The sequence below is a fragment of the Aeromonas sp. EU05-FHT14A05 genome (assembly GCF_058791175.1).
Genome location: NZ_JBYTDH010000003.1, coordinates 338305 through 360468, shown reverse-complemented (window position 1 = coordinate 360468; position 22164 = coordinate 338305). Strand labels below are relative to the sequence as shown.

The following is a 22164-nucleotide window of genomic DNA, read 5'->3' as shown; positions in this document are numbered from 1 at the left end:
ATATACAAGGTATGGGAGCTTGATCACAAAAATGCCGGCACAGGGCCGGCATGTCAATCAGAGGATACGCAACTCGGGCGGCACCTCGAAGACCACGTTCTCTTCGCGACCCGGGTGTTCTGTCACTATCTTGCCACCCAGCTCACGCAGACGGGCGATGACATTCTGAACCAGCACATCGGGAGCAGAGGCACCTGCCGTTACCCCGATACGCTCGACCCCTTCCAACCAGGGGGATTCAATCATGGAGGCATCGTCGATGAGGTAGGCTCGCGCCCCCACCTTCTCGGCCAGCTCCCGCAGGCGGTTGGAGTTGGAAGAGTTGCGAGATCCCACTACCAGCATGGCATCCACCAGCCCGGCCATCTCCCTGACCGCATCCTGACGGTTCTGGGTAGCGTAGCAGATGTCATCCTTGCGCGGCCCCTGGATCTTGGGGAAGTGCTTGCGCAGCGCATCGATGACGTCCGAGGTCTCGTCCACGCTCAGGGTGGTCTGGGTGACGAAGCAGAGGTCATCCGGGTTCTTCACCTTGAGCCTGGCCACGTCCTCCGGCGTTTCCACCAGATACATGCCCCCTTCCGGATTCTCGTACTGCCCCATGGTGCCTATCACCTCGGGGTGACCGGCGTGACCGATGAGCACGGCCTCGGAACCCTTGCGGCTGGCGCGATGAACCTCCATGTGCACCTTGGTCACCAGGGGACAGGTGGCATCGAACACCTTGAGGGCGCGGGACTTGGCCATCTCGCGCACCGTCTTGGCAACGCCGTGGGCGGAGAAGATGACGATGCTGTCGTCCGGCACTTCGTCGAGCTCCTCGACGAAGACGGCCCCCGCCTCTTTCAGCTTGTTCACCACGTAGCGGTTGTGCACCACCTCGTGACGGACATAGATGGGGGCCCCGAATTTTTCCAATGCGCTCTCGACGATGCTGATGGCACGGTCGACACCAGCACAGAAACCACGGGGGTTAGCAAGCAAAATATCCATCAGCTCACCTTTTCCTCGTCATCCACACCCAGGATCTCCACCTCGAAGGTGACGGTGTGGCCCGCCAGCGGGTGGTTGAAATCGACCGTGACCGACATCCCTTCCACCGCCCGTATGATGCCCGGCAGCTCGCTGCCATTGGGCTGATCGAACAGGATGATGGTGCCGACTTTTGGCTCCACATCGGTACCAAACTTGGCTCTGTCCAGATGGTAGATGTTGTCGGGATTGGAGAGGCCGAATGCCTGCTCGGGCGCCAGCGTGAAGCTCTTGGCCTCTCCCTGTTGCAACCCCAGCAGACACTGCTCGAAGCTCGATGTCAGGCTGCCGTCGCCCATCCGCAGGCGGGCCGGTTTGCCGTGCAACGCAGTGCTGTCAGCGACCGAGCCGTCTTCCAGCTTGATGGAGAAGTGGAACAGCACGCTGCTGTCAGCACCTATGGCCTGGCTCATGCCGCCTCCTTCTGCTTTTCGGAGCGGAAGCCTTCCAGCACTATCATGGCGGCGCCGATGAAGATGAAGCTGTCCGCCAGGTTGAACGCGGGCCAATGGGAACGCTGCCAGTAGAAGTCGAGGAAATCGACCACGTGGCCCAGCACCAGCCGGTCAAACACGTTGCCAAGGGCGCCGCCGATGATCAGCGAATAGGCGATGCCACTCCAGCGCTGGGTGACCGACTGCTTGCGCAGCCAGTGAGTCAGCAGGCCACAGATGGCAAACGCCAGGACCGCGAAGAACCAGCGCTGCCAGCCCCCCTGATCGGCCAGGAAGCTGAACGCGGCGCCCTTGTTGTAGACATGCACCAGGTTGAAGAAGGGGGTGATCTCCACCCCCGGATAGCCAAACGGCAGCAGCTTGACCACGGCGAGCTTGCTCGCCTGGTCCAGTACGAAGGCCAGCACAGCCAGCCACAGCCAACGCAGGCCGGTTTTTTGAGTGTCTTGAGTCATGTTCATCAGGCAAATTGACGCGTTTCGCCGTCACCCTCGACGTTGGTGACGCAGCGGCCACAGATCTCTTCGTGACCGGCTATGGTGCCCACGTCTTCCACATGGTGCCAGCAGCGGTCGCACTTGGCGGCAGCAGACTGGGTCACGTTCAGCCACAGATCATCGCGCTCGGTCGCAACGGCACCTTCCGGCGCTGTGTCAGCCACCACCACCTTGGCCTTGGAGGTGAGCAGCACGAAGCGCAGCTCATCGGCCAGGGCATTCAGGCGCTTGGCCAGCTCGGGCTTGGCGAACAGGGTCAGCTCGGCCTGCAGGGAGCCACCGATGCGCTTCTCACCACGGGCGGCTTCCAGTGCCTTGTTCACTTCACCGCGCACGGTGAGGATCTCGGCCCAGAAATCGTCGTTCAGCACTTCGCCCGCTTCCAGCCCGAACAGGCCGTCGTACCACTCTTCGGTGAACACGAACTCACCGCGCTCACCCGGCAGCAGGGCCCAGATCTCGTCGGCGGTGAAGCTCATGATGGGCGCCATCCAGCGCACCATGGCCTCGGCGATGTGATAGAGGGCGGTCTGGCAGGAGCGACGGGCCAGGCTGTCCGCCTTGGCGGTGTACTGGCGATCCTTGATGACGTCCAGATAGAAGGAGCCCATCTCGATGGAGCAGAACTGCATCAGTTTCTGGGTCACGCCGTGGAAGTTGTACTCGTCGAACGCGGCCATGATCTCGGCCTGTACCGCCTTGGCACGACCCACGGCCCAACGATCCACCACTACCATGTCGGCCGGTGCCACCATATCGGTCGCCGGATTGAAGCCGTTCAGGTTGGCCAGCAGGAAGCGGGCTGTGTTGCGGATACGGCGATAGGCATCGGCGGAGCGCTTGAGGATCTCGTCGGAGACCGTCATCTCGCCGGTGTAGTCGGTGCTCGCTACCCACAGACGCAGGATGTCGGCGCCCAGCTTGTTCATCACGTCCTGCGGGCTGACCACGTTGCCGATGGACTTGGACATCTTGCGGCCCTGGCCGTCCACGGTGAAGCCGTGAGTCAGCACCTGGTTGTAGGGAGCCTTGTCCTTCATGGCCACGCCGATCATCAGGGAGGACATGAACCAGCCGCGGTGCTGGTCAGAGCCTTCCAGATACATGTCGGCCGGGTTGCCGTTGAACTCGGGACGGGCGTCTACCACGGAGGAGTGGGTCGAACCTGAGTCGAACCAGACGTCCAGGGTGTCTGGCACCTTGTCATACAGGTCGGCGTCGCTGCCCAGCAGCTCGGCCTTGTCCAGATCCCACCAGGCCTGGATACCGGACTGCTCGACCCGCTTGGCCACCTCTTCCATCAGGCGCACGGATTCAGGGTGCAGCTCCTGAGTCTCCTTGTGTACGAACAGGGAGATGGGCACGCCCCAGGTACGCTGACGGGAGATACACCAGTCAGGACGGTTCTCGACCATGGCCTGGATACGGTTCTTGCCCCAGGCCGGCACCCAGCCGCTCTGGCCGTGTTGTTTGATACCATCTTTCTCGATGCGCTCGATCTCTTCCAGCGCGCGCTTGCGCAGCCCCTTCTGCTCCATGCTGATGAACCACTGGGGGGTGGCACGGAAGATGATCGGAGTCTTGTGACGCCAGCAGTGCGGGTAGGAGTGGTTGAATACCTTGTGGTGCAGCAGGGCACCGCGCTCGGTCAGCACCTCGACCACGGCCGCATTGGCCTTGAACACGTGCTGGCCGGCAAACAGCTCGGTATCCGGCAGGTAGACGCCGTTGCTGCCCACCGGGTTGGCCACTTCCAGACCGTACTTCTGACCGACCACGAAGTCTTCCTGACCGTGGCCAGGGGCGGTGTGCACGGCGCCGGTACCGGCATCCAGGGTGACGTGATCACCCAGCACGACCGGCACGTCGAAGCGGTAGAAGGGGTGGCTGAAGCGCAGCAGCTCGAGCGCCGCGCCCTTGGCATAGCCCAGATTGTGGAATTTCTCGATACCGGCGCGGTCCATCACGTCCTTGACCAGCTCGGCGGCCAGGATCAGGCGCTCGGGGTTGTCACCCTCCACCTGTACCAGGGCGTAGTCCAGATCGGCGTGCATGGCGATGGCGCGGTTGGCCGGCAGGGTCCAGGGGGTGGTGGTCCAGATCACGGCAGAGAGCGGGCCACGGCCGAAGTGACCTTCAGGGCAGTCGAACTTGGCGGCAACACCCGCCTCGTCGACGGCCTTGAAGCGCACGTCGATGGAGGGGGAATTCTTGTCGTAGTACTCCACTTCGGCTTCCGCCAGGGCGGAGCCACAGTCGGTACACCAGTGCACCGGCTTGGAACCCTTGTGCAGGTGACCATTGGCGACAATCTTGGCCATGGAGCGGATGATGTTGGCTTCGGTGCCAAAGTCCATGGTCAGGTAGGGGTGTTCCCAGTCACCCAGCACCCCTAAGCGGATGAAATCGGTCTTCTGCGCCTCGATCTGGGTCTTGGCGTATTTGCGGCACTCGGCGCGGAACTCGGCGGCGGAAACCTTCTCCCCCGGCTTGCCGACCATGCCTTCCACCTTCAGCTCGATGGGCAGACCGTGGCAATCCCAGCCCGGCACATAGGGGGAGTCGAAGCCGGAGAGGCCCTTGGACTTGATGATGATGTCTTTGAGGATCTTGTTGACCGAGTGACCGATGTGAATGCTGCCGTTCGCGTAGGGAGGGCCATCATGCAGAATGAAAGAAGGCTTGCCCGCTTTGGCGCGGCGAATGGCGCCGTAAAGATCCTGATCGTACCAACGCTTGAGCATGTTGGGTTCGCGCTTGGCCAGATCGCCACGCATCGGAAACTCGGTTTCCGGCAGATTCAGGGTGTGTTTATAGTCGCTCATCAGTCCTGGGTTCCCTTCTTTTCTAAAAGAGTGCTGGGTAAATTGAATGGTGGCAGCCCGAACCAGGCTCGGGCCGCCAGGGCATCTCGTTCGATCTGCTCTTTCAAGGCGGTGAAAGAGGCAAACTTCTGCTCTTCGCGCAGCTTGTGGCGAAGCAGCACCTTGACCTGCTGACCGTATAGATCACCAGAAAAATCAAATAGATGTACTTCCAATCTGGCTTGTGTACCGCTCAAGGTCGGCCGTACACCCACATTGGCGACACCGGGGAAGGTCTTGCCGGAACATAACACTTCCACCGCGAACACGCCACCGACCGGGATCACCTGCCGTTTGAGCGCGAGATTGGCGGTAGGAAAACCTATGGTGCGCCCCAGCTTGTCGCCGTGGGCCACCCGGCCGCTGATGGCATAAGGGCGGCCGAGCATCAGCTCCACCTCCGCCATCCGCCCGGCCTTCAAGGCCTCGCGCACCAGGGTGCTGCTGACCCGCTGGCGTTCGACCTGGAAGCTCTGGGTGCTGATCACCTCGAAGCCGAAGCGATGGCCCGCCTCCTCCAGCAGGTGGAAGTCCCCTTCCCGCCCCTTGCCGAAGCGAAAATCATCGCCCACCACCAGGTAGTGCACGCCAAGTTTCTCCACCAGCAGCTGCTCGATGAAGGTGCTGGCGGCCTGCTCGGCGAAGCGGTGCGTGAACCGCACGCAGAGCATGCGATCTATCTGCATCCCCTTGAGGGCTTCGTACTTCTCTCGCCAGCGGCTGAGCCGGGCAGGGGCGGCGTCCCCCGCAAAGAGCTCAAGGGGCTGCGGCTCGAACAGCATGACGCAGGCGGGCAGGCCAAGCTGGGCGGCTTTCTCCTGCAAGCGAGCCAACACCGCATGGTGTCCCTGATGAACCCCATCGAAGTTGCCTATGGTCAATACACAGCCCCGGTGACGGGGCTTGATATTGTGAATGCCGCGAATGAGCTCCATCAGTGCCTTGTGCGTTGCTGCCATGGAAATCGGCGGATTATATATCAGGCAGCAATCAGGGTCAGCCCTGCTGTTGAGCCGATTTCAGGTATCTGGCCCGGAACCCGGGCCTCATCAGCCTCATTGCTGACCCGATTTCAGGTGTCTTGGCCTGACCCCCAGTACCAGCAGGACTATTCCATACAACGCGCCCCCAAGGCAGAGCAGCAAGGTCAGCTCCAGACTGGCCTTGCCCATGCTCCAGGCCCCCCACTGGGCGAGATCCGGTGACAGATAGCCAAGCACGCACCCCATCAGCACTGTCGCTGCCAGCAGCTTGAGGCAGAACAGGCCCGTGTTGCGGGAAGGGCGATAGACCGCCTGCTGATACAGTCCCTTGAACAGCAGGGCCGCATTCAGGGTGCCGGAGCAGGCGGTGGCGAGCGCCAGCCCCACATAGCCAAGCGGATAGATGAAGATGAGGTTGCACACCATGTTGGCCACCATGGCCATGATGCCTATCCGCACCGGGGTCCTGGTGTCCTGGCGGGCGTAGTAGCCAGGGGCCAGCACCTTGATCAGCATCAGCGACAGCAAGCCCGTGGTGGACGCCAGCAGGCTGGCGCTCGACATGGCCACCTCGTGCATGCCGAACTCGCCGCGCATGAACAACACCCGCAGTATGGGCTCGCGCAATACCGCAATCCCCACCATGGCGGGCAGGCCGAGCAGCATCACCATGCGCACCCCCCAGTCCATGGTGCGGGAGAAATCGGCCGGATCCGCATCCACATGTTTCCTGGCCAGCGCCGGCAGGATCACAGTGCTGATGGCGACCGCGAACAGGCCGAGGGGGAACTCCAGCAGGCGATCCGAATAATAGAGATAGCTGATGGCGCCGGTCGCCAGGAAGGAAGCGAGCATGGTGTTGATCAGCAAATTGATCTGGCTGACCGAGACGCCGAACAGCGCCGGTATCATCAGGGTGCGGATCTTCACCACACCGGGATGGTGCCAACCCCACTTGGGCCACACCAGCATGTTGATCTGACGCAGGAAGGGGTACTGGAACAGAAACTGCACCAGACCGCCGAGGAAGACGCCGATCGCCAGCGCGATCTCGGGCCGCTCCAGCAACGGGGCTATCCACCAGGCCGCCGCAATCATGGTGAGGTTGAGAAACACCGGCGTGAAGGAGGAAACGGCGAAGCGACCGAAGGTGTTGAGAATGGCACCGGCCATGGCGGTGAAGGTGATGAACCAGAGATAGGGGAAGGTAATCTTGAGCATCAGGCTGGCAAGCTCGAACTTCTCGGCCGCCGGCCCGCCGTGCAGCCAGTCCCAGAACCAGCCCCAGCCAAAGATGGCAGTCAGCACACCCGAGCCCAGCACCCCGAGCAGCGTGACTATGGTGACTATACCCCCAAGGGTGCCCGCCACCGCAGCCAGCAGCTCGCGCACGGCCTGCTCGTCACCGTTTTTCTTGTACTCCGTCATCACCGGCACGAAGGCCTGGTTGAAAGCCCCTTCGGCGAACAGCCTGCGCAAGAAGTTGGGAATGCGGTTGGCGAAGAAGAAGACGTCTGCGGCCACCCCGGCACCGAGCAGATTGGCGATGACCACATCGCGCACCAAGCCCATCACGCGGGACGCCAGCGTCATTCCGGACACTATCATGCCGGATTTGATCAATTTCTTACTCAAGACGAGGCCTCTGGAACTGTCAGAAAGAAAAGAATGCTGTTAGAATCGGCCGACAGTTTAACCGTCTCCCATCTGACACACCACCGGGGGGCGGTGTTTATTTGCACAAATCATTTGACAATATGTGGTTGGGAAGGCATATTTCCGGGCCTTTTCAATACACTCGCTAAGACAGTTTTAGGAGTTTTACCTTGGCTAACATCAAATCTGCTAAGAAGCGTGCTCTTCAGTCAGAGAAACGTCGTCAGCACAACGCCAGCCGTCGTTCCATGACCCGTACCTACCTGAAGAAAGTGATCGCTGCCATCGCCTCTGGCGACAAGGCTGCAGCCACTGCCGCTTTCGCTGTTGCTCAGCCGATCATGGATCGTATGGCGACCAAAGGCCTGATCCACAAGAACAAAGCTGCTCGTCACAAGAGCCGCCTGTCTTCCCAGATCAAAGCCATGGCTTAATCAGCTTCGGCTGAACAAAGCTAAAAAAACCGGCCTTAGTGCCGGTTTTTTATTTGGGTTCGCTGCAATACAACTTATGCAACAATCCAATCATCTCGCGTACCTCATGGCTGCGCAGCGAATAGTAGACCGTCTGGGCCTCTTTTCGCGTCGCCACCAGCTCATCGCGCCGCAACACCGCCAGATGCTGTGACAGGGCCGATTGACTCAGTCCAAGCACCCCGTTGAGTTCCCCTACCGATAGCTCTCTGTCCAATAACTGGCACAGAATGAACAAGCGCCGTTCATTGGCCAGCGCCTTGAGCAGGGTCACCGCACGTCCGGCATTCGCCTCCATCTCTTCCAACTGCATCGCATTCCCTCCCCTGCAAGACAGGAATCATACCCCCTGCCCCGTCGATTTAAAATGACAGGGTCGCCGGCTGAATGGTGGTGAAGTCCTCCTGACCGGCAAAGAGGAAGGAGAAATCACTCTCGCACACCCGCTTCACTGCCGGATGCTGGATCATCCGCTCGGCGAAGATGACGTAGTACTCCTCCATCAGATCCTGGGTCTCCCCGATCAGCATCACCTCCTCCCCCTCCAGGATCTCCTCCCGATAGATGGTCGGCGCCATGAAGATACCCTGATTGAAGAAGCCAAACGCCTTCATCAGGGCCGCATCGTCGAATTCCCCCAGGATGCTGGGAGAGATGCCCTGCTGCTCGAACCACTGGGTCAGCTGGCGCCCCATGGCGGTTCGACGGCCAGGGATGAGCAGCTTGCGCTCCTCCAGGCAGGCGGGAAACGGCTTTTCGGGCAGCGGCGCCTTGCAGAAGAAGCTGACGCCGCAGCCACCCAGCCGCTTGGAGAGCAGACCGGCATGCTGGCTGGAGTCCACCGGACAATCGGAGAGGATCATGTCTAGCTTGTGCTCGCTCAGCTGCTCCAGCAGCAGCTCGTGGGTCGATTCGAAACAGCGCAGGTGGATGGAGCCGTCGTTGGGGATAACGGAGAGCAGCACCCGGCTGGCGAGGCGCTTGGAGAGTGCATCGGCGATGCCGACGTCGAACAGGATCTGGCTCTCCTTGCGGTAGTTGACGATATCCAGCATCTCGTAGGAGAGGCTGAACATCTTGTCGGCATAGCGAAACACCAGCTGGCCCAGCTCGGTGGCCTCCAGGGAGCGCCCCTTGCGGATCAACAGCTTGCCGCCGAGGCGCTGCTCCAGCAACTTGATCTGGCCGGTGACGGTCTGGGGAGTGAGGAAGAGGGCTTCCGCCGCCTGGGTGACGGAGCCCTTCTTCTGAGTCATCCAAAAATAGTAAAGGTGGTTGTAATTAAGGTGTGACATCCGATGGGGTTCCCGCGCTGCGCGGGCTCCGGTAGCAGCTGAGTTCAACCGCCAGAATGTCATACATGTCGCTGATCGAGTCAACTTTGTTTGCGCCGAACTGCTCTTGCAGGGTCAGCTTGAGGTGGGCCGGATCCGGCATCCGCTCCCCGCAGTAGCGCTTGTTCGACTGCTTGACTCGCTCGCCGGCCCGGCTGCTCAGGGCCCGTTCGGTGAAGGTTTCACCGAATCTGGCCTTGGCCTGCTGGTCTCCCAGCATGAGGGCGCTGTCCACCACCCCGTTGAGATAGGCCGAACAACTGGCCGACGCCGCATCCTGCTGGCAATCCGCCAGGCTATTCGCCCAGACTGCCGGGCTCGCCAGCAAGACTAACCATCCGAGTCTTCTCATAACCCCTCCGTGCTTTGATTCGCCTCCCGATTGGGCAGCGATATCCGCAGGGCGATAAAACCGATCACGGCCGCCAGGGTGGATCCCACCAGGATCCCGAGGCGCGAGTAGCTGCCGTAGTCCAGTCCGCCATGCTCGAATGCCAGCGATGCGATGAACATCGACATGGTGAAGCCGATGCCACACAGGATGCTGACGGCAAAGATCTGTCTGAAGTTGACGCCACTCGGCAGCTGGGCGATACCGAGTTTCACCGACAGCCAGCTGATGGTGAAGATGCCGAGGGGCTTGCCGATGAAGAGCCCCAGAATGATACCCATGGGCACCGGGCTGAGCAGATCCGACAGCTGGATGCCGTCGAGGGAGACCCCGGCGTTAGCGAAGGCAAACAACGGCAGTATCAGGTACGCGCTCCAGGGATGCAGCACATGCTCCAGGTGCTTGAGCGGCGAGGCATAACGCTTGCCGTTGAGCGGGATCATGAAACCAACGATGACGCCGGCCAGGGTCGCATGGACGCCCGACTTGAGCACGGCCACCCAGAGCACCAGACCCACCAGCATGTAGAGGCCGATCCTGTCCTCACCACGGCGATTCATCCAGAGCAGAGCGAGGGTCGCCACCATGCCGACCGCCAGTGCAGTCAGCGACAGCTGCTGGGTATAGAAGAGGGCGATGATGATGATGACCCCAAGGTCATCCATGATGGCCAGGGCCAGCAGGAATACCTTGAGGCTGGTCGGCACCCGCTTGCCGAGCAGCGCCATCACCCCGAGGGCGAAGGCGATGTCGGTTGCGGCTGGAATGGCCCAGCCGGCCCGGGTGATTTCATCTTCGTAGTTGAAGAAGGCATAGATGAGCGCAGGGGCCAGCATGCCGCCCACGGCGGCGATGGCCGGGAAGGTGGCCTGCACCCGTGATGAGAGCGCCCCTTCCAGCATCTCACGCTTTACTTCCAGCCCGACCAGCAGGAAGAAGATCGCCATGAAGCCATCGTTGATCCAGAGCAGCAGCGGCTTGTTGATGTCGAGGGCGGCAATGCGCACCTGTACCTGGGTATTGAGGAAGCTCTGATAGTGCTCCGCCAGGGCAGAGTTGGCCAGACCGATGGCCAACAGGGCGGCCAGGATCAGAATTATTCCGGAGGCTGACTCCAGTTTGAGAAATCGCTTGAACACATCGCTCATGGTCTAACTATCCATAAAATTGTACTTTTTCAGTCTAGGGGGCGAGTGAACTAATGAAAAATCGTTTCTAACTGCCGATAACAACGGAAAAACCGAAGGCAAAACAAATCATGTCTGCTATAAGCACGTTTTCCCCCGCCTTCCCTCGCCTGTTGAGCATTCATTTCTTTGCATATTCATTCTTATCAGGCATGAAAAAGGCGCCCGCAGGCGCCTTTCGAACAGATGGAATAGCAAAGCGGGAGATCCCGCCGAGCACCGCTCGCCGTCACGGCGGATGCAGGATCAGATGGCGACAGGGGCCTTGATACCCGGATGGGGATCATAACCCTGGATCTCGAAGTCCTCGAATCGGTAGTCGAAGATGGAGTCCGGCTTGCGCTTGATCACCAGCTGCGGCAAGGAACGCGGCTCGCGGGAGAGCTGCAGCGCCGTCTGTTCCATGTGGTTGGAGTAGAGGTGCACATCGCCACCGGTCCAGACGAAGTCGCCCACGGCCAGATCGCACTGCTGGGCCATCATGTGGGTCAGCAGGGCGTAGCTCGCGATGTTGAACGGCAGACCGAGGAAGACGTCGCAGCTGCGCTGATAAAGCTGGCAGGAGAGCTTGCCGTCCGCCACATAGAACTGGAAGAAGGCGTGACAAGGGGCGAGCGCCATCTTGTCCAGCTCACCCACGTTCCAGGCGGAGACTATGATGCGGCGCGAATCCGGGTTGTGCTTGATGTCATCCACCGCCTTCTGGATCTGGTCGATGACGGTGCCATCGGCCGCCGGCCAGGAGCGCCATTGGGCACCATAGACAGGGCCCAGATCGCCATGCTCGTCAGCCCACTCGTCCCAGATTCTGACGCCATGCTCTTTCAGGTAGGCGGTGTTGGTGTCGCCATTGAGGAACCACAGCAGCTCGTGAATGATGGAACGCAGGTGGCACTTCTTGGTGGTGACCAGCGGGAAGCCTTCCGCCAGATTGAAGCGCATCTGATGACCGAACAGGGAGACTGTCCCCGTGCCGGTGCGATCGGATTTGACGGTGCCTTCATCCAGGATCTTCTGCATCAGGTCGAGATATACCCTCATTGCTTTGCCTCCTTCGCCGCGTTGCCGAACAGCTGCGGACGCTTGTAGGCAACCCAGATCATCAGGGCGCCGATGATGATCATCGGGGTAGAGAGGATCTGGCCCATGCTGATCTCCTGGAAGTAGAGGCCCAGCTGGCTGTCAGGCTGGCGTACGAACTCCACTAGGAAGCGGAACAGGCCGTAGAACAGCAGGAACATGCCGGAGATGGCGCCCCGTGGCGGGTTCTTGCGCCAGAACAGGTTCAGGATGATGAACAGCACCACCCCTTCCAGGGCGAACTGGTAGAGCTGGGAGGGGTGACGCGGCTCGGGGCCGGCCTCCGGGAAGATGATGGCCCAGGGCACGTCCGTGACCCGGCCCCACAGCTCGCCGTTCATGAAGTTGCCGATGCGGCCGACGCCGAGGCCGAACGGAATGAGCGGCGCCACAAAGTCTGCCACGGTGAAGAAGTGACGCTTGGTCTTGTGGGCAAACCAGATCATGGCGGTGATGACCCCGATCAGGCCACCGTGGAACGACATGCCGCCGGTCCAGATCTTGAACAGGTAGGTGGGATCGGCCAGGAAGAGATCGAAGTTGTAGAACAGCACATAGCCGATGCGACCGCCCAGGATCACCCCGAGGAAGCCGTAGAACAGCAGATCCGAGACCTCGTTGCGGGTCCAGCCACTGTTGGGCGCGTCGGCGCGGCGGCCCGCAAGCCACATGGCAAAGGCGAAACCAAACAAATACATGAGACCATACCAGCGTACCGATAGTGGTCCCAAACTGAATGCTACGGGATCAATCTGCGAGAAAACCCAATATCCGTCGTGCTGCATGGCGCGGCCCCAGTCATAAGAAAAGCCGCATTCTCCGATCATTCGTCAGCAGGAACAAGACTGAATATCAATCGGGCAGCTTGGTCTTGTGGCCCGCGCGCAGCAAACCGCCCAGACCGTGCTCTTCCAGGTAGCGGGCAAACAGGCCACGGAGCACGTGGGGATTGTCGTGCTTGAGGCCATCCGCCATCAGCGCCTTCAGCTCGCCGAGATCGGATTGACGCAGCACGTACTTGATGCGGGAAATGTTGTGGGTGTTCATGCTGAAACGGCGATAGCCCATGGCCAGCAGCAGCAGCACGCCGACCGGATCCCCGGCCAGTTCGCCACAGACCGAGACCGGCTTCTGGTAGCGATGGGAGGCATCGACCAGCAGTTGCAGGGCGCGGATCACCGCGGGATGGAAGGCGTCATAGATGCTGGCGACCCGGGCGTTGTTGCGATCCACCGCCAGCAGATACTGAGTCAGGTCATTGCTGCCCACCGACCAGAAGTCGATGAGGGGGGCCATCTCCGGCAGGATGTAGAGGGCGGAGGGCACCTCTATCATCACCCCCAGGCTGGGGTAGCGGATCACCGCATCGCGGCTCACCGCCTCTTCCGACACTTCACGCCAAGCCTGATCCAGCAGCCGGCGGGAAGCCTTGATTTCACTGACGCTGCTGATCATCGGCAGCATGATGGCTAGATTGTCCAGCCCTTCGCTGGCGCGCAGCATGGCCTTGAGCTGCACCAGGAACAACTCGGGGTGATCCAGGGTGAGCCGGATCCCCCGCCAGCCAAGGAAGGGATTTTCCTCCACTATGGGGAAATAGGGCAATTGCTTGTCCCCCCCCACGTCCAGGGTGCGCATGCAGACCGGGCGATCCCGATAGGTCTCCAGGATCCCGCGATAGCGCGCCGTCTGCTCCCATTCGGAGGGGAAGCTGTCCTGCAGCATGAAGGGGATCTCGGTGCGATAGAGCCCGACCCCGTCCGCCAGATGATTGAGGGAGATCTCGGTGTCGGCACTGAGGCCGGCGTTGAGCAGCAAGGAGACAGGGGTGCCGTCAGCCGTCTCCGAGGGTTGGTTGTCGACGCTGCGCACCAGGGTATCGAGCGCCCGCTCCTCGTTGAGCAGCTGCCGGTACTCGGTCAGGATCACCTGATTGGGTTCGATGAAGAGATCACCGCTGTAACCGTCGATGACCAGGGTGCGCCCGCCTATGTCACCCAGGGGCAGATCCACCCCCATGATGGCCGCCACCCCCATGGCACGGGCCAGGATGGCAGCATGGGAGTTGGTTCCCCCCTTGAGGGAGACCACGCCGCTCAGAAACTCCCGCGGGATCTCGGCGAGTATGGTGGCGGTCACCTCGTCGGCGACCAGCACCACCGGCTCCCCTATGGTGAGCTGCTCGGGTTCGTCCTGCACCAGCCGGCTGATGAGCCGCTGGGCGATGTCTTTCACATCGGTGGAGCGCTCCCGCAGGTAGGGGTCTTTCATCCCCTTGAACTGCTCGATCAACCGATCGCTGATGATCTTGACCGCGGAGATGGCGGTCCAGTGCTCCTTGCTGACCTTGTTGCGGATGGGCTTGATGTAGCCGGGATCGTTCAGCAGGTGCAGATAGATGTCGAAGATGGCGACCGAATCCTGGCTGTAGCTCTCGCGAAAGCGCAGCGCCAGGCTCTCCAGGTCGTGGCGCACCTCTTCCACCGCAAGCTCCAGCCGGGCCAGCTGCTTGCCATGCTCCTCGTCCTTGCGCGGGGTGATGCTGTTGAGCGCCTTGCGCGGGCGCCACACCCAGGCCTTGGCGATGGCGATGCCGCTGGCACCGGCGATGCCGCGCAGCGGCTTGCTCCAGTCGGTCTTCTGCAACCAGCCCTTGGCCTGGGCCTGGGCGATGCGGGCCGCTAGCTGTGCCGCCAGGGTGACCATGAAGGACTCTTCCCCTTCATCGAACAGCCGGCTCTCTTTCTGCTGCACCACCAGAATGCCAACCACCTGGCGCTGGTGCATGATGGGGGCGCCGAGGAAGGAGCGAAACGCCTCTTCCGCGACATCGGGCAGGAACTTGAAACTGGGGTGAGAAGGCGCATCGGCCAGGTTGATCAGCTCTTCCCGCTGACCCACCAGGCCGACTATGCCCTGCTCGAACGGCAGGGTGGCCTTGCCCACCGCAGACTCGGCCAGACCATCGGTCGCCGCCAGTCGATAGCGGCGCATGTCCGGTTCGGCGACATAAACGGAGCAGCAGTCCACCGTCATGGCGAGCCGGGTCTGGCTCACCAATGCTTGCAAGGCCTGTTCGAGGGTGTTGGCCTCGGCCATGCTCTCGACGATGCGTCTGAGTTCCGTCAGCAACTAATTGTGCTCCTTAGCGCGAGCGGTTGCGCCGCCCATCCTTTCGATTAACCTGCACCACCGGCACCGGCATGGCCAGCGGGGCAAACTCCTTCATCACCCGGCGGTAAACTTCCCGCTTGAAGGAGACGACCTGACGAACCGGGTACCAGAAGCTGACCCAACGCCAATCATCAAATTCCGGGTGACCATGACAACCGAACTGGATCCTGGACTCTTTGCCAGGATCGAGCTGCAGCAAAAACCATTTCTGCTTCTGGCCAATACAGACCGGTGAACTGTCCCAGCGAACGAGTCGTTTGGGTAAGCGATACTTCAGCCAGTTGCGACTGGTCGCCAGTATGGTCACATCGTCGGGCTTGAGGCCTATCTCCTCATACAGCTCACGATACATGGCCTGCTCCGGCGATTCACCATCATCAACTCCCCCCTGCGGAAACTGCCAGGAGTGCTGCCCATAGCGCTTAGCCCACAATACTTGCCCGTCACGGTTACAGATCACGATGCCGACATTGGGACGAAATCCGTCGCCATCTATCACGTGATCACCTTATAAAGGCTGAATCTATAAAGAGATTGTTCCACATTCACCCCGTGGCGGCAAACAGGGACTGTCATCTTCCACTCATGAATAACTTGGCATTTCAAGCAAAGTTATAAACAAACCTGAAGGACAAGCTCCGCAAGTTGCCCACCCAGACTGTGCATAAGCCTGTGATCAAGCGGGTATATACAGTAGTTTTATACTACGACTTCAAATCATGCCGTATCATACCCGATTCATATAAAAACAAAATATTCATTTAAATACATATAGTTAATATTTAAAGACTGGATCAAGATCCATGTCTTTTGCGCCCGAGGATCCTGACTGTCAATTGTGAACAAGTTCGACTGTTCAAAGATCCACCAAGGCTAGTTTATCCACAAGGATGGCGCATTATCTGCACCGATATGGCGAGAAAAATCGGCGTGCTCTCACATTTATTTCTGATGCCGGGCCCTGTATCACCACTTTATGTCACTTATCCAAGATTTCTGTGGATAACTATGTGCAACAGCCAGGCCAAACCCTTGGACAACTCGTTGCAACCGGGATCCTCCCGTTCTCCAGGCTGGAGAAAAAAGTCAAATTCCTTTAAAATCATTGCCATAGATGATAATTCACAATCTTGCCCCCCCTGTGCATAGCCGGGCAAGGATCGGTTACAAAAACAGCGATCCTCTGTCAGGATCACACTTGTCCACCCCCTTCTCGCCAACAGGAGCCCCTCATGCCCGCTAATCCACAGTCAGAGCAGGAATTGATGGCGCGCGCCTACGCCATGGCGGGCTTCACCCTGGCCCAGCTCGCCGCGACGGCCGGTATCCCGGTGCCACGGGATCTCAGGCGGGACAAGGGCTGGATCGGCCAGTTGATCGAGTGGCAGCTGGGCGCCAGCGCGGGCAGCCGCCCGGAGCAGGACTTCCCCGATCTCGGTATAGAACTCAAGACGATCCCGATCGATCCTCAGGGCAAACCGCTGGAAACCACCTTCGTCTGCGTCGCTCCCCTCATCGGGATCAGTGGCCAGCGCTGGGAGGAGTCCAATGTGCGCAACAAGCTGTCGCGGGTACTCTGGATCCCGGTGGAGGGCAGCCGCACCATACCCATCGGCGAACGCCGGGTCGGCATGCCGTTGCTGTGGAGCCCGAGCGAAGAAGAAGACAGGTTGCTGCGTCAGGATTGGGAGGAGCTGATGGACATGATAGTGCTGGGGGAGGTGGAGCAGATCAGCGCCCGCCACGGTCAGGTCATGCAACTGCGCCCCAAGGCGGCCAACAGCAAGGCGCTGACTCGCGCCATCGGCCGCAATGGCCAGCCAATCCAGACACTGCCAAGGGGCTTCTACCTCAAGATTGAGTTCACTCACCAGCTGCTTCGGCGTCATTTCGCCCTGCCTGCCTGACGATTGCTATCAACATCTTTGTCATAAGGTGATATAAAAATGAACAGCGCTGCTTTCTTCGCAGTCAGTGACAAGGAGTCGATATGCCGATCAACAAGCAATTTCTCAAGTCCCGCCCCGAGGTCAAGGTGACCTTCGCAGTGGAAAAAGAGGCCGCAGGCGAGGCCGAACAGGTCTTGCTGCTGGGGGAGTTCAGCCAGTGGCAACCCATTGAATTGAAAAGAATGAAGAGCGGGGAGTTCAAGGCGACCCTCAACCTTCCCACCGATGGCCCCAGTCATTTCGAGTATTGCTATCAACTGGTGCAGCCAGACGGGGAGACCCGTTATGACAACGACTGGGAAGCGGACGACTATGTGCCCGGCCCCTTCGGGCGCGACAACTCTGTGGTGCGGGTCAGCCAGCCTGGCTGAAGCCAGCCTGCGCGAAATCCGCATACAAAAAAGGCTCGCCATTGGCGAGCCTTTTCACTACCTGTCGAGCTATTCGTCGACATACCGACACCAATTCGAATCGAATTAGTTGAGCTTCTCTTTGATACGAGCAGCTTTGCCGGACAGGTTGCGCAGGTAGTACAGCTTGGCGCGGCGAACATCACCACGACGCTTCAGTTCTACACTGTGGATCAGCGGAGAGTGAGTCTGGAATACACGCTCAACACCTTCGCCGTTGGAGATCTTGCGAACGGTGAAAGCAGAGTGCAGACCGCGGTTACGCTTGGCAATGACGATGCCTTCGAAAGCCTGCAGACGCTCTTTACCACCTTCTTTAACACGAACTTGAACACGTACGGTGTCGCCCTGGGCAAAAGCCGGGATGTCGGTACGCAGTTGCTCTTGTTCAAGCTGCTGAATAATCTTGCTCATTGTCTTTCCTTACCTAGGATAAACTGAAAACTCTACTTAACGCTGTCACGCACTTCGCGGACATACTCGGCAAGAAGTGATTCTTGCTCGTCAGTCAGAGCTAGGTTGTTAATAAGTTCCGGCCTTCTCTGCCAGGTTCGTCCGAGCGACTGCTTGAGACGCCAGCGCCGAATCACTTCGTGATTGCCGCTTGTCAGCGCCTCGGGCACCGCCAATCCATCCAACAACTCCGGCCGAGTGTAGTGGGGATGATCCAGCAGGCCATCCGTGAAGGAGTCCTGCTCGGCACTGGCCTGATCACCCAAGACCCCGGGGACCAGACGCGAAACCGCATCGATCAGGGTCATGGCAGGCAACTCGCCACCACTTAACACGTAATCCCCGATAGACCACTCTTCGTCGACTTCGGTTTGTATCACGCGTTCATCGATACCTTCGTATCGACCGGCGACCAGAATCAGTTTCTGATTCGTCGCCAACTCGGTTACGCCCGCTTGAGTCAGCTTGCGCCCCTGAGGAGAGAGATAGATGACTTTCGCCCCGTCTCCCGCCGCTTGCTTGGCTGCATGAATCGCATCACGCAGCGGCTGAACCATCATCAGCATCCCAGGCCCACCACCATAAGGACGATCATCGACCGTACGGTGTTTGTCGTGGGTGAAATCCCGAGGGTTCCAGCACTCAATCTGCAGCAGGCCACTCTTGACGGCCCGACCCGTTACCCCGTGCTCGGTAATGGCTCGGAACATTTCCGGGAAGAGGCTAATCACCCCAATCCACATAAGAAACCTCCGGCACCCGTGTTAGCGCGGGAAACTAGAAACCAGGATCCCAATCAACTTCGATTGTTCGAGCAGTCAGATCAATGTTCTTGATCACCTGCTCTTCCAGGAACGGGATCAGCCGCTCCTTTGCACCAAAGGCATCTTTTACATTGGCCTCAACCACCAACACATCGTTGGAGCCGGTTTCCATCAATTCGGTCACCTTGCCCAGGTCGTATCCCTTGGTGGTCATCACGGAGCAACCAATCAGGTCACGCCAGTAGAACTCACCTTCAGGCAACGCAGGCAACAGATCGGCGGCTACGCCAATCTCGACATTGGTCAATGCCAGGGCATCCTCGCGCACATCGATACCATCGAGCTTGCAGATCAGACCCTTGTTGTGACGCTTCCAGGCCGAGACCTGAATCTCACGCCACACCCCGTTCTGATTGATCAGCCAGGGGTTGTAATCGAAAATCGCTTCGGCAACATCGGTGAAGGAGTTCACTTTAAGCCAGCCCTTGATGCCGTAGACGGTACCCAGGGTGCCCAGAACTATAGGTTTTTCCACCTTAACTCCTTACCGCTTGGCTGATTAAGCAGCTTTTTTAGCGTCTTTGATCAGCTTGGCAACACGGTCAGAAACAGTGGCACCAGTAGCAACCCAATGCTCGATACGAGCCAGGTCCAGGTTCAGCTTTTCAGCGTTACCAGCAGCAACCGGGTTGAAGAAACCAACGCGCTCGATGAAGCGACCGTCACGGGCGCAACGGCTGTCAGAAACTACTACCTGGTAGAACGGACGCTTTTTCGCGCCACCACGTTGTAAACGAATGGTTACCATATCGTCCTCATGAACATCTAATGAACAAGGCCTGCAAATACGCAGACCCTAGCTTAAAATAAGCCGCGTAATTCTACTTGGATTCGTAATAATTGCAACCAAGCCTGCTATTTTTTGCGCAGGAGTTGGCATGAAAAAGGCTCACCGCGGTGAGCCTTTTTGCCTGACAAGCAGGAAAATCAGAACGGACCGCGTCCGCCACCACCAAATCCGGGGGGCAGCATGTTCTTCATTTGGCCCATCATCTTGCGCATGCCACCCTTGCCGGACATCTTCTTCATCATGCGCTGCATCTCGGTGAACTGCTTGAGCAGCTTGTTCACGTCCTGCACCTGCATGCCGGAACCCGCGGCGATGCGACGCTTGCGGGAGCCCTTGATGAGATCGGGATGAGCACGCTCCTTGGGCGTCATGGAGCTGATGATGGCCTCCATCCGCACTGTGATCTTGTCATCCATCTGATCTTTCACGTTATCCGGCAGACCGGACATGCCGGGCAACTTGTCGAGCATGCCCATCATGCCGCCCATGTTGCGCATCTGGGCCAGCTGCTCGCGGAAATCTTCCAGATCGAAGCCCTTGCCGCTCTTGACCTTGCTGGCCAGCTTGGCGGCTTTCTCCTTGTCGACTGTGCGTTCCACTTCCTCAATGAGTGACAGCACGTCCCCCATGCCGAGGATGCGGGATGCGAGACGGTCCGGGTGGAAGGGCTCAAGGGCATCGGTCTTCTCGCCCATACCGATGAACTTGACCGGCTTGCCGGTGATGTGGCGCACCGACAGGGCGGCACCGCCGCGGGCGTCGCCGTCCGCCTTGGTGAGGATGACGCCGGTGAGCGGCAGCGCTTCGTTGAACGCCTTGGCGGTATTGGCAGCATCCTGACCTGTCATGGCATCCACCACGAACAGGGTCTCGACCGGCTTGATGGTGGCGTGAAGATCCTGGATCTCTGCCATCATCTCGGTGTCCACGTGCAGACGACCGGCGGTATCGACGATCACCACGTCATAGAATTTCTTGCGCGCCTGATCGATGGCGGCGGTGGCGATCGCCACCGGCTTCTGGGTCACATCGCTCGGGAAGAAATCGACCGAGATGTCATTGGCCAGGGTCTCGAGCTGCTTGATCGCCGCCGGGCGGTAGACGTCGGCACTGACCACCAGCACCTTCTTCTTGTGGCGCTCCTTGAGCAGCTTGGCGAGCTTGCCCACAGTCGTGGTCTTACCGGCACCCTGCAGGCCCGCCATCAGGATGATGGCCGGCGGCTGTGCGGCCAAATTGAGCTGCTCGTTTGCCTCTCCCATGACGGAGACCAGCTCGCCATGCACTATCTTGATGAAAGCCTGGCCCGGGCTCAGGGACTTGGCCACTTCCTGGCCGACGGCACGCTCTTTCACGCGGGCAACGAAGTCACGCACCACCGGCAGGGCCACGTCCGCCTCGAGCAGCGCCATGCGCACTTCACGCAAGGTATCCTTGATGTTCTCTTCGGTCAGCCGGCCACGGCCACTGACATTGCGCAGGGTGCGCGAGAGTCGTTCAGTCAAATTCTCAAACATGACGCATTCCGATTCTTGGCGTAACTAGTGGGGCATTATACCCCAGTCAGCACTGTGAGGACGATTACTCACCGCTTGCGGCGGTGACCCGCCATCGAATGAGCGGGTGTAACAAATGGAGGGCATTATACCCCAGTCAACGCCGGAGGACGATTATTCGCCGCACGGGGCTGTCAGCTGCTACTTATATATGGGCAGTTAGCCCCTGGCACAACTGGCGAGCATATCTTGTGCAAGGTATACTGCCTCTCTTATCCATAAAAGCTTGTTCGACAACGACCTGGTTATGATCGTGATCTCTGTTCTGGCCCTGGCGTTTTACCTGCTGGCCATCATCGCCTCTCTGCACCTGCTGCTCAGCGCCAAGCCCGTCGGGCAGGTGTCGCTGTTTGCCTGTGTCGGCCTGGCCCTGACCGCCCATGGCGTGGCGGTGGGCAGCGAGGTGCTGGCCACCCATTCCGGCCAGAATCTCAGCATGTTGAACGTCGCCTCCCTGGTCAGCCTCATCATCAGTTGCTTCATGACCTGCGTTACCCGCCGTTTCAACGGCTGGATCCTGCTGCCCGTGGTCTACAGTTTCTCGGCCTTGCTGCTCGCTGCCAGCGCCCTCATTCCGGGTCGCTACATCACCCATCTGGAAGCGCATCCCCAACTGCTGCTGCACATCGGGCTCGCCTTGATGGCCTATTCGGTACTGATGATCGCCTGCCTGTTTGCGCTCCAGCTTGCCTGTCTGGATCGGCAGCTGAAGTCCAGAAAGATAAGCCATCTGCCGGCCATGCCGCCCCTGATGACGGTGGAGAAGCGCCTGTTCCAGCTCATCTCCGCGGGCCTCTTGCTGCTGACGCTCTCCATCGCCTCGGGTCTGTTCTTCCTGGAAGACATGTTCGCCCAGGGCAAATCCCACAAGGCCATCCTCTCGATCCTGGCCTGGTGCGTCTACGCCTTGCTGCTGTGGGGTCACCACACCCGTGGCTGGCGTGGTCGCAAGGTCATCATGCTGAGCCTCATCGGCAGCGTCATCCTGACCCTGGCCTACTTTGGCAGCCGCTTCGTCAAGGAAGTCTTGCTGAGCTGACGGTTCAGCCACCCAAA

23 protein-coding genes are annotated in these 22164 nt (G+C 59.6%); 4 read left to right on the top strand and 19 right to left on the bottom strand.

Annotated elements, in window-relative coordinates; all coding sequences use genetic code 11:
* Window positions 1-57 precede the first annotated feature (57 nt).
* The 6 genes from ispH to murJ all read right to left on the bottom strand — a co-directional run bounded on the left by ispH (window position 58) and on the right by murJ (window position 7466).
* A complete protein-coding gene (gene ispH, locus AC3WR3_RS06995) occupies window positions 58-993 on the bottom strand; it encodes a 4-hydroxy-3-methylbut-2-enyl diphosphate reductase (protein WP_103859167.1) in 936 nt (311 codons plus the stop codon).
* On the bottom strand, window positions 993-1445 hold the full coding sequence (gene fkpB, locus AC3WR3_RS06990) for an FKBP-type peptidyl-prolyl cis-trans isomerase (protein ID WP_265435306.1): 453 nt from the start codon (window positions 1443-1445) through the stop codon (window positions 993-995). The genes ispH and fkpB overlap by 1 nt, the downstream gene beginning before the upstream one ends.
* Window positions 1442-1948, bottom strand: coding sequence for a signal peptidase II (gene lspA, locus AC3WR3_RS06985; protein ID WP_043131468.1), 507 nt, complete (start codon window positions 1946-1948; stop codon window positions 1442-1444). The genes fkpB and lspA overlap by 4 nt, the downstream gene beginning before the upstream one ends.
* Window positions 1948-4809, bottom strand: coding sequence for an isoleucine--tRNA ligase (gene ileS, locus AC3WR3_RS06980; RefSeq protein WP_492291504.1), 2862 nt, complete (start codon window positions 4807-4809; stop codon window positions 1948-1950). Before ileS ends, lspA begins: the two co-directional genes overlap by 1 nt.
* Window positions 4809-5783 (bottom strand): bifunctional riboflavin kinase/FAD synthetase, encoded by a 975-nt coding sequence (gene ribF, locus AC3WR3_RS06975; RefSeq protein WP_025325710.1) that lies wholly within the window; start codon window positions 5781-5783, stop codon window positions 4809-4811. The genes ileS and ribF overlap by 1 nt, the downstream gene beginning before the upstream one ends.
* Window positions 5784-5903: 120 nt before the next feature.
* Complete coding sequence (murJ, locus tag AC3WR3_RS06970; protein ID WP_492291503.1) at window positions 5904-7466, bottom strand: murein biosynthesis integral membrane protein MurJ; 1563 nt, start codon at window positions 7464-7466, stop codon at window positions 5904-5906.
* Window positions 7467-7657: 191 nt separating this feature from the next.
* Here murJ and rpsT point away from each other — a divergent pair, with 191 nt between their 5' ends.
* Window positions 7658-7921 carry a 30S ribosomal protein S20 gene (rpsT, locus tag AC3WR3_RS06965; protein WP_139436823.1) on the top strand — a complete coding sequence of 88 codons (264 nt, stop codon included), beginning with the start codon at window positions 7658-7660 and terminating at the stop codon, window positions 7919-7921.
* A 49-nt stretch (window positions 7922-7970) separates the two neighbouring features.
* Here rpsT and AC3WR3_RS06960 read toward each other — a convergent pair whose 3' ends face one another.
* From AC3WR3_RS06960 to rppH, 8 genes are all read right to left on the bottom strand, one after another.
* The gene (locus AC3WR3_RS06960) at window positions 7971-8273 is read right to left on the bottom strand and encodes an ArsR/SmtB family transcription factor (RefSeq protein ID WP_342059335.1); all 303 of its coding nucleotides are present in this window, start codon (window positions 8271-8273) and stop codon (window positions 7971-7973) included.
* Window positions 8274-8322: 49 nt separating this feature from the next.
* Window positions 8323-9255, bottom strand: a complete 933-nt coding sequence (gene nhaR, locus AC3WR3_RS06955; RefSeq protein ID WP_005332358.1) for a transcriptional activator NhaR — start codon at window positions 9253-9255, stop codon at window positions 8323-8325.
* Entirely contained in the window at window positions 9242-9646 is a 405-nt protein-coding gene (locus tag AC3WR3_RS06950) for a hypothetical protein (RefSeq protein ID WP_492291502.1), read from the bottom strand. Before AC3WR3_RS06950 ends, nhaR begins: the two co-directional genes overlap by 14 nt.
* Window positions 9643-10833, bottom strand: a complete 1191-nt coding sequence (nhaA, locus tag AC3WR3_RS06945) for a Na+/H+ antiporter NhaA (protein WP_492291501.1) — start codon at window positions 10831-10833, stop codon at window positions 9643-9645. The genes AC3WR3_RS06950 and nhaA overlap by 4 nt, the downstream gene beginning before the upstream one ends.
* A gap of 285 nt (window positions 10834-11118) precedes the next feature.
* Window positions 11119-11913, bottom strand: coding sequence for a thymidylate synthase (thyA, locus tag AC3WR3_RS06940; RefSeq protein WP_492291500.1), 795 nt, complete (start codon window positions 11911-11913; stop codon window positions 11119-11121).
* Window positions 11910-12737 carry a prolipoprotein diacylglyceryl transferase gene (lgt, locus tag AC3WR3_RS06935; protein WP_041207083.1) on the bottom strand — a complete coding sequence of 276 codons (828 nt, stop codon included), beginning with the start codon at window positions 12735-12737 and terminating at the stop codon, window positions 11910-11912. Before lgt ends, thyA begins: the two co-directional genes overlap by 4 nt.
* Before the next feature lie 67 nt (window positions 12738-12804).
* Window positions 12805-15084 carry a phosphoenolpyruvate--protein phosphotransferase gene (ptsP, locus tag AC3WR3_RS06930; protein ID WP_492291499.1) on the bottom strand — a complete coding sequence of 760 codons (2280 nt, stop codon included), beginning with the start codon at window positions 15082-15084 and terminating at the stop codon, window positions 12805-12807.
* Between the two features lie 13 nt (window positions 15085-15097).
* Window positions 15098-15625 carry an RNA pyrophosphohydrolase gene (gene rppH, locus AC3WR3_RS06925; RefSeq protein WP_139436835.1) on the bottom strand — a complete coding sequence of 176 codons (528 nt, stop codon included), beginning with the start codon at window positions 15623-15625 and terminating at the stop codon, window positions 15098-15100.
* A gap of 733 nt (window positions 15626-16358) precedes the next feature.
* Here rppH and mutH point away from each other — a divergent pair.
* Complete coding sequence (gene mutH, locus AC3WR3_RS06920) at window positions 16359-17033, top strand: DNA mismatch repair endonuclease MutH (protein ID WP_492291498.1); 675 nt, start codon at window positions 16359-16361, stop codon at window positions 17031-17033.
* A gap of 83 nt (window positions 17034-17116) precedes the next feature.
* Window positions 17117-17446 (top strand): isoamylase early set domain-containing protein, encoded by a 330-nt coding sequence (locus AC3WR3_RS06915; protein ID WP_025325698.1) that lies wholly within the window; start codon window positions 17117-17119, stop codon window positions 17444-17446.
* A 105-nt stretch (window positions 17447-17551) separates the two neighbouring features.
* On the opposite strand, the gene rplS is transcribed toward AC3WR3_RS06915, so the two are convergent.
* The 5 genes from rplS to ffh form a co-directional block, all read right to left on the bottom strand.
* Window positions 17552-17899, bottom strand: a complete 348-nt coding sequence (gene rplS, locus AC3WR3_RS06910; RefSeq protein WP_005313505.1) for a 50S ribosomal protein L19 — start codon at window positions 17897-17899, stop codon at window positions 17552-17554.
* 32 nt (window positions 17900-17931) lie between these two features.
* Window positions 17932-18681, bottom strand: coding sequence for a tRNA (guanosine(37)-N1)-methyltransferase TrmD (gene trmD, locus AC3WR3_RS06905; RefSeq protein ID WP_011704631.1), 750 nt, complete (start codon window positions 18679-18681; stop codon window positions 17932-17934).
* 34 nt (window positions 18682-18715) lie between these two features.
* Window positions 18716-19237, bottom strand: coding sequence for a ribosome maturation factor RimM (rimM, locus tag AC3WR3_RS06900; protein WP_005332346.1), 522 nt, complete (start codon window positions 19235-19237; stop codon window positions 18716-18718).
* A 24-nt stretch (window positions 19238-19261) separates the two neighbouring features.
* On the bottom strand, window positions 19262-19510 hold the full coding sequence (rpsP, locus tag AC3WR3_RS06895) for a 30S ribosomal protein S16 (RefSeq protein WP_042649810.1): 249 nt from the start codon (window positions 19508-19510) through the stop codon (window positions 19262-19264).
* Window positions 19511-19689: 179 nt separating this feature from the next.
* On the bottom strand, window positions 19690-21069 hold the full coding sequence (ffh, locus tag AC3WR3_RS06890; RefSeq protein WP_139436841.1) for a signal recognition particle protein: 1380 nt from the start codon (window positions 21067-21069) through the stop codon (window positions 19690-19692).
* Window positions 21070-21355: 286 nt separating this feature from the next.
* Here ffh and AC3WR3_RS06885 point away from each other — a divergent pair, with 286 nt between their 5' ends.
* On the top strand, window positions 21356-22147 hold the full coding sequence (locus tag AC3WR3_RS06885) for a cytochrome C assembly family protein (protein WP_041204421.1): 792 nt from the start codon (window positions 21356-21358) through the stop codon (window positions 22145-22147).
* The last annotated feature ends 17 nt before the right edge of the window (window positions 22148-22164 follow it).

What these genes read in the sequence shown, in the direction of transcription:
- AC3WR3_RS06960 (WP_342059335.1), bottom strand. Translation starts at nt 8,273, where the DNA reads ATGCAGTTGGAAGAGATGGAGGCGAATGCCGGACGTGCGGTGACCCTG.
- AC3WR3_RS06885 (WP_041204421.1), top strand. Translation starts at nt 21,356, where the DNA reads ATGATCGTGATCTCTGTTCTGGCCCTGGCGTTTTACCTGCTGGCCATC.
- nhaA (WP_492291501.1), bottom strand. Translation starts at nt 10,833, where the DNA reads ATGAGCGATGTGTTCAAGCGATTTCTCAAACTGGAGTCAGCCTCCGGA.
- ribF (WP_025325710.1), bottom strand. Translation starts at nt 5,783, where the DNA reads ATGGAGCTCATTCGCGGCATTCACAATATCAAGCCCCGTCACCGGGGC.
- lgt (WP_041207083.1), bottom strand. Translation starts at nt 12,737, where the DNA reads ATGCAGCACGACGGATATTGGGTTTTCTCGCAGATTGATCCCGTAGCA.
- ffh (WP_139436841.1), bottom strand. Translation starts at nt 21,069, where the DNA reads ATGTTTGAGAATTTGACTGAACGACTCTCGCGCACCCTGCGCAATGTC.
- rpsP (WP_042649810.1), bottom strand. Translation starts at nt 19,510, where the DNA reads ATGGTAACCATTCGTTTACAACGTGGTGGCGCGAAAAAGCGTCCGTTC.
- rplS (WP_005313505.1), bottom strand. Translation starts at nt 17,899, where the DNA reads ATGAGCAAGATTATTCAGCAGCTTGAACAAGAGCAACTGCGTACCGAC.
- lspA (WP_043131468.1), bottom strand. Translation starts at nt 1,948, where the DNA reads ATGAACATGACTCAAGACACTCAAAAAACCGGCCTGCGTTGGCTGTGG.
- ispH (WP_103859167.1), bottom strand. Translation starts at nt 993, where the DNA reads ATGGATATTTTGCTTGCTAACCCCCGTGGTTTCTGTGCTGGTGTCGAC.
- ileS (WP_492291504.1), bottom strand. Translation starts at nt 4,809, where the DNA reads ATGAGCGACTATAAACACACCCTGAATCTGCCGGAAACCGAGTTTCCG.
- mutH (WP_492291498.1), top strand. Translation starts at nt 16,359, where the DNA reads ATGCCCGCTAATCCACAGTCAGAGCAGGAATTGATGGCGCGCGCCTAC.
- AC3WR3_RS06915 (WP_025325698.1), top strand. Translation starts at nt 17,117, where the DNA reads ATGCCGATCAACAAGCAATTTCTCAAGTCCCGCCCCGAGGTCAAGGTG.
- AC3WR3_RS06950 (WP_492291502.1), bottom strand. Translation starts at nt 9,646, where the DNA reads ATGAGAAGACTCGGATGGTTAGTCTTGCTGGCGAGCCCGGCAGTCTGG.
- nhaR (WP_005332358.1), bottom strand. Translation starts at nt 9,255, where the DNA reads ATGTCACACCTTAATTACAACCACCTTTACTATTTTTGGATGACTCAG.
- fkpB (WP_265435306.1), bottom strand. Translation starts at nt 1,445, where the DNA reads ATGAGCCAGGCCATAGGTGCTGACAGCAGCGTGCTGTTCCACTTCTCC.
- thyA (WP_492291500.1), bottom strand. Translation starts at nt 11,913, where the DNA reads ATGAGGGTATATCTCGACCTGATGCAGAAGATCCTGGATGAAGGCACC.
- trmD (WP_011704631.1), bottom strand. Translation starts at nt 18,681, where the DNA reads ATGTGGATTGGGGTGATTAGCCTCTTCCCGGAAATGTTCCGAGCCATT.